This window comes from Caballeronia choica (genome assembly GCF_001544535.1).
GTDB classification, from domain to species: Bacteria; Pseudomonadota; Gammaproteobacteria; order Burkholderiales; family Burkholderiaceae; genus Caballeronia; species Caballeronia choica.
The window spans coordinates 1-6,266 of sequence record NZ_FCON02000264.1; the positions used below are offsets into that span (position 1 = coordinate 1).

5 protein-coding genes and 1 pseudogene are annotated in these 6,266 nt (G+C 60.6%); 1 reads left to right on the plus strand and 5 read right to left on the minus strand.

Annotated elements, in window-relative coordinates; all coding sequences use genetic code 11:
• The 3 genes and pseudogenes from AWB68_RS49140 to AWB68_RS41805 form a co-directional block, all read right to left on the minus strand.
• Positions 1-260, minus strand: a pseudogene (locus AWB68_RS49140) (molybdopterin-dependent oxidoreductase); the annotation flags it as partial.
• A 198-nt stretch (positions 261-458) separates the two neighbouring features.
• Positions 459-815, minus strand: coding sequence for a LysR substrate-binding domain-containing protein (locus AWB68_RS41800; protein ID WP_087650011.1), 357 nt, complete (start codon positions 813-815; stop codon positions 459-461).
• An 82-nt stretch (positions 816-897) separates the two neighbouring features.
• Entirely contained in the window at positions 898-1,989 is a 1,092-nt protein-coding gene (locus AWB68_RS41805) for a YeiH family protein (protein ID WP_087650012.1), read from the minus strand.
• Between the two features lie 126 nt (positions 1,990-2,115).
• On the opposite strand from AWB68_RS41805, the gene AWB68_RS41810 reads away from it, so the two are divergent.
• Complete coding sequence (locus AWB68_RS41810) at positions 2,116-3,258, plus strand: MFS transporter (RefSeq protein ID WP_235028806.1); 1,143 nt, start codon at positions 2,116-2,118, stop codon at positions 3,256-3,258.
• An 863-nt stretch (positions 3,259-4,121) separates the two neighbouring features.
• Here the strand turns inward: AWB68_RS41810 and gltA are convergent.
• A complete protein-coding gene (gene gltA, locus AWB68_RS41820; protein WP_087650015.1) occupies positions 4,122-5,414 on the minus strand; it encodes a citrate synthase in 1,293 nt (430 codons plus the stop codon).
• 60 nt (positions 5,415-5,474) lie between these two features.
• On the minus strand, positions 5,475-6,266 hold a 792-nt coding region (locus AWB68_RS41825; RefSeq protein ID WP_160110172.1), incomplete at its 5' end, for a porin.

A 6,266-nucleotide genomic window follows, 5' to 3' on the forward strand; every position in this document is an offset into this window, starting at 1 on the left:
TTAGGCGTGAACACGCCTCGATCGAAGACGGAAAACGGCGTCTCCAGCAAGGGCGGACGGGTTCGCAGCAGCAGCATCTCGCCTTTCTGCGGGAACGCGCTCGTCACGTCGCGCTCGCCGCCAGCGAACGGCAGGTTGAAGGTTTCTGCCGGCCACGCGCTGCGGTTCCAGGCGGCCATGGTGCCGGCGAGACCGCCGGCGGCAAGACCGTGAAGCAAGTTGCGCCGGCGCGTGTCCACGCCGCGGGAATGGTCTTTCATGGGTGTGTCTCCTTCAGGTTCGTTTTTGGCGTATGAGCGTACGCGTGCCGGCACGCTGAGGCGCCCGATTGTTTCTGCGGCGCCGCGTTATAGCAGCCGCCTTTTTTCGTCGTTAATGGCAATTGGAGACATACTCCGACGCCATCTCGAAGAACACGCGCATCGCCTCAGTCACATAGCGTTGCTGACGACGCAACATCAGGAATTCCCGCGGCGGCAGAGACCAATGCGTGCTGTGAGCGTCCCGGCACTGAGCGAGGAAGCCGCGACCAGCCTGGACATCACGGTCGCGCCAGCGCCAGCCTCGACCGCCGAGCGCACCGCTTCGTTCGACGGAAGCTCCAGCGCGATCTCGAACCCCGAGGGATCGCCTCTCAAGTTGCGCGCCATCTTTTCGAAGATCCCGCGCGTACCCGATTCCTGTTCACGCAGCACCCGGGCGCTATCGCGCAAGTCAATAGGATCGGCAACTTTCGAATCGCGATGGGCCCAAGGGTGGCTGGGGGCGACCACCAGCACCAGTTCATTCTGGGCAATTGCGCACGTCGAGACCATCTGCGTCGACCTGGTCTTCCACGAAACCCAGAATACGAAGTTGATCGAGCGTCATGATTCTCCGCGGACCTTTAAGCCCTCTCTAGGCTATGCCCAGCACGCGGATCACCACGAGGCTGATGACCGCAAGCGCGACGATCGACAGCACCACCGCCAGTGTCACACGGGGGCCGGCCTTGGCGACCATTCGTACATCGACGCCCAGACCGAGTGCAGCCATCGAAAGTATCGTCAACACGTTTGCCGTGCCGCTGATCGACGGTAATGCTTCTGTCGGAACGAGGTTGGCCGAACGGAGGGCAACCATCACGAGAAAACCAATGATGAACCAGGGCACGACTTTATGCCAGGCGAGGCGCGCTCCCTTCTTGGCACCGGGCAAGGCGGCAGCTCCTGCACCTCGACGCGAACCGATTGACAGGACAAGGATCACGGGACCGAGCATCAGCACACGGACCAGTTTGACCAGCGTGCCGAGATTAGCACTGACCAGCGAAACAGGGACCGTTGCAGCAAGCACCTGCGGCACGGCGTAGACCGTCAGTCCGGCGAGTACGCCGTATTGCAGGTTGCTCAGGTGCAGCACAGGAATCAGCAGCGGCAGTCCGAGCACGACGATGACGCCAAGCACCGCGGTAAAGGCAATCGACGCGGCCACGTCATCGCTGTCCGCCCGAATCACGGGTGCCACGGCGGCAATCGCCGAGTTGCCGCAGATCGAGTTGCCGCATGCGACCAGCAAGGCCATCCGATGATGCAAACCCAGAAGGCGCCCGATACCGTAGCTGACCACGATGGTCACCCCGACGACGGCTACGATGCCGGCGAGCAGTCCCAATCCGGCTGCGTTCAGCGTCTGGGTGCTGAGCGAGGCGCCCAGCAGGACCACGGCAATTTCCAGCAAGGTCTTGGAGCTGAAACTAATCCCGGCCTGCCAGTAAGCGGATGGCTTCCAGAGACTTCGCACAGCCGTTCCGATGAGAATGGCAAGGACCAATGCTTCCAGCCAGGCGCGCCCGAACAACCACTCCTCAGCCAGTTGCAACGCGAAAGCGACCAGTGTGACGGCAATGCAGAGGGCAACGCCTGGCGCATGGGTTCGCACCCAAGCCAGAGTGCTGGAATCGATCGGGCGCCTTCCAGTTAAAGCATGGGGTCCGAGGGGGGTAGACATCGCGTTCTCGCTATTTCAGTGACCAGAAAGAGGAGGCATTATCGCGACGACTGATTCTATATTCCAACGCAGAATATAGAACGAATTGATCGGTTATATAGAACGATACTCAGACGGCTGCGTTCGGTGACCGGCAAGCGCGTGGCCCCTCCCAAGATGGGGGGCGATTTGGCAAGCGATCTTCCCTACCATGACGACGTCAGTCGCCAAGGCGTGAGCGCCGGCGTTGGAGTCGTTATTGGCCGGGCGATGGTGCGCGATGTCTTCGATGGCACGGAGGCGCAAAAAATCATGGCGCTGGTAGCGATGATCTTTGCGCTGGCGCCCGCACTCGCGCCCGTCTGTGGCGGCTGGCTGCTGCTGTGGACCGGATGGCGCAGCATCTTCATCTTCCTCGCGATACTGTCAGCATGCCTGGTGGTGGTCAGTTGGTTTCTTGTGCCCGAAACCCTTCCGCCCGCTTGCCGGCACCGGCTGGATCCGGTTCCGCTCGCACGGGCCTATGCCACCCTGCTCACGAAGCCGCGTTTCGTAGCGCTCGCACTCGCCAACGCGGCAGTCAATCTGGGAATCTACCTGTACGTCCTGGCTGCGCCAACTTTCGTGGTGAGGCATCTTGGCCTCGGCGAGCAGTCATTCGGCTACTTGTTTGTGCCGATCGTACTGGGCCTGATCGCCGGCGCGGCAGTCGCGCATCGTGTTGCCGGCGGGGGCAGTCCTGCGCGCAGTGTGATCCTCGGCCATCTGATCATGATTGTGGCTGGCGTGATCAATATCGCCGTCAACGCGATGCACGCATCTCCATTGCCGTGGGATCTGGTGGCGCTGCCCATCTTTGGCCTCGGGATGATGCTTACTCAGCCCAGCCTGCAGGTGATGGCCCTTGACTGTTTCCCGGAGCGACGCGGGCTGGCCGTCCAGTTGTTACGTAACGGTTCAGCAGTTCGGCAACTTTCTGTCGTCCGCGTTGCTGGTGCCGCTACTGCTCGACAACACACTCCACATGGCCTTGGGCATGGCGGTTCTGCAATATGTTGGTCTGCTGATGTTCTTCATCGCAATGCGCGATGGGAGATCGGATTGAGCCGATCGGGAGCCTACGTCGGTCGCCAACGTGCAAAACAAAAACACGGCGGCAGATTCCACCGGTCGATGCAACACCCGCCTGGCACGGCACGTGTGCGGATCGCATTGAGATCCGAGGCGGCCTGCGGCCCGTTCAAGTTAATCATACCGGTCCACGTCCCCTTGATCAGCTTGTGCAGGTAGCGGTTCTTTTGCACATCGGAGCCGACCAGCAACAGTGCTTCGATTGCGCCGGCGGTCAAGATGGGACATAGCGAGAAGCCCACGTTGGCCAGTGACCATTTCAGTAACAGCGTTAGCCACCAGTTCTGGCAGGCACCGGCTACCGAAATTCGTCGGAAAGGCGATACGGTCTCAGCGAGACTCTTCCAACCACCCACGACAAACTCTTCCTCCTGCCCTCGCGACTGACGCTGCCGTCGTCATACCAGAGACCGCGCGCCGGGTCGCCCCTCTGATTCAAAGATGCCAGAACCTGAGTCGCGAGTTTTCCCGCTTCGTCGAGAATCACCGCGGCAGGTTCCACCGTCGCGCCCTCGTAAGCGCGGAATTCGGCAAGGTCGGCAAGCCCAGCGCGTTCGGCCAGAACAAACAGGGGCGCAGCAGAGTTCTCAAAGGCGGTTCTGCCAATATCGCACAGTACATCGCCACTCCTGTCTTCAGTACAGCACTACAGGCCTTCGCTGGTGTTCGTGACACACTTTTCATCGACTCGCCACGACTGATCAGCCATCACGACCAGGCGATTCCGGCGCTTGGCAAACTCCGACGTGAAGCGCTTCAGCCCGACGCAGGCGTCGCATGCGTCAGCGACAGACCCTTCTGCCACACCATGTCGATCGGATCCCGGTATCCGAGCTTGTGGCGCAGGTACCAGACACGACAAGGACAATGACTTTGCGATCGAAGGGGCGTTCGTCGAACAACCCGTCGCCATAGTTCACCGGCCTCATTGCCGGTTCGTGCTTGTCAAGACTCTAACGTGGGCGATCGGCGATCCATTTTTGCGCGACATCTCGGCTCACGCCAGGCCCGCGTGTCACTCGTTACCGGGAAGCCACCGCCCGTTGAGCGTTCCCGATGAACAACTGACGCGGACGGCCGATCTTCTGTTCCGGATCGGCGATCATCTCGTTCCACTGCGCGATCCAGCCGACCGTGCGCGCCATCGCGAAGATGCACGTGAACATCGACGTCGGGATGCCCAGCGCGCGCTGCACGATACCCGAGTAGAAGTCGACGTTCGGGTACAGCTTGCGCGATACGAAGTATTCGTCTTCCAGCGCGATCTTTTCCAGTTCCATCGCGAGCTTGAAGAGCGGGTCGTCGTGCAGGCCGAGTTCTTCAAGCACTTCGTGACACGTTTCGCGCATCAGCTTCGCGCGCGGATCGTAGTTCTTGTAGACGCGGTGACCGAAGCCCATCAGCTTCACGCCCGAATTCTTGTCCTTCACCTGCTTGATGAATTCGGAAATATTGTCGACCGAGCCGATCTCTTCCAGCATGTTCAGCGCGGCTTCGTTTGCGCCGCCGTGCGCCGGGCCCCACAGGCAGGCGATACCTGCCGCGATGCACGCAAACGGATTTGCACCCGACGAACCTGCCAGACGCACCGTCGACGTGGACGCGTTCTGCTCGTGGTCGGCGTGGAGGATCAGGATGCGGTCGAGCGCGCGCACGAGCACGTCGTTGACCTTGTACTCTTCGCACGGGTTCGAGAACATCATGTGCATGAAGTTCGCGCTGTACGACAGGTCGTTCTTCGGATAAACGAACGGCTGGCCGATGCTGAACTTGTACGCCATCGCGACCAGCGTCGGCAGTTTGGCGATCATGCGGATCGCCGACACTTCGCGGTGACGCGGGTTGTTGATGTTCAGCGAGTCGTGATAGAACGCCGACAGTGCGCCGACAGCGGCAACCAGCACCGCCATCGGATGCGCGTCACGACGGAAACCGCGGAAGAAGAAATGCATCTGCTCGTGCACCATCGTGTGGCGCGTGACGAGGTCGACGAATTCCGCCTTTTGCGCCACGTTGGGCAGTTCGCCCTTCAGCAGCAGATAGCACGATTCGAGGAAGTCGGCGTTCACCGCCAGTTCTTCGATCGGAAAACCGCGATAGAGCAGTTCGCCCTTGTCGCCGTCGATGTATGTGATGGCGGAATTGCATGCCGCCGTCGACATGAAGCCCGGGTCATACGTGAACTTGCCGGTCTGACCGTACAACTTGCGGATGTCGATCACGTCCGGGCCCATCGTGCCCTGATAGATCGGCATTTCGACGCTCGGCGAGTCGTCGCTGAACGATAGCGTGGCCTTAACCATTGATTGATTCATATCGGTTGATTTCATCAATTGGGGAGTTGGTCGGACGCTCCGATTCAAGAGCGTACCGAACTAGAACTTGTGACGGATCCCCACCACGGCGGCCACTTGCGTCTCGGTGGTCGACGGAGCGCCGATCGCTTCGATCCATGCGTGCAGGTGCTGCGACGTCTTTTGATAAAAGCCGTTCAAATAGATGTCCGTCCGCTTCGAAAGGAAGTACTGCACGCCCGCGCTGGTCTGCCAATAGTTGCCCGAGCCCGATCCCTGAGTTGCGTGGGTATACGTCTCGCCGATCGCCGCCTGCAATGCTGGCGTGAACTTGTAGCGAAGGCTGGCTTCACCATTTTCAAAGCGTACCGATCCGGTGCCTCCCCCGCTGCCAGTCGCGCCCGAGAACAACGAGCCGCGGGACGGATTGCCAAAGAGCGCCCCGGTGTACAACAGGCCAATCGTCGCTGCACCAATGGCGTAGGTGCCGCCCGCGCCCCACTGCTGAACGGTCTCGGCGCTAGCCAGGGCCGGCATCGTGGAGGCACTATAGAAGTTGTCCGACGGAATCGCGCCGACTGTGTCGCCCTTGAACGCCGGATTGGCCAGACGCACATAGGCTGCACCCAGGGAAATGGGCCCGTTCACGTATCCCGCACCGAAGCTGTAGGCGCGGTTGACCGCGAAGTTTCCTGAGTTCGAGAAAGCGTACATCGCTTCCGCCTGTAAGCCTGCATAGCTTAGCGTCGTGTACTTCACCGCGTTATCGACGCGATATGTATTGTTGATGTTGTCGTTATCGAGCGGGTGCGTCGCGTAGGCCGTGAGCGCCGTGCTGCCGCCAACCTGCAGCGGCGCGACAAAAACCTGCAG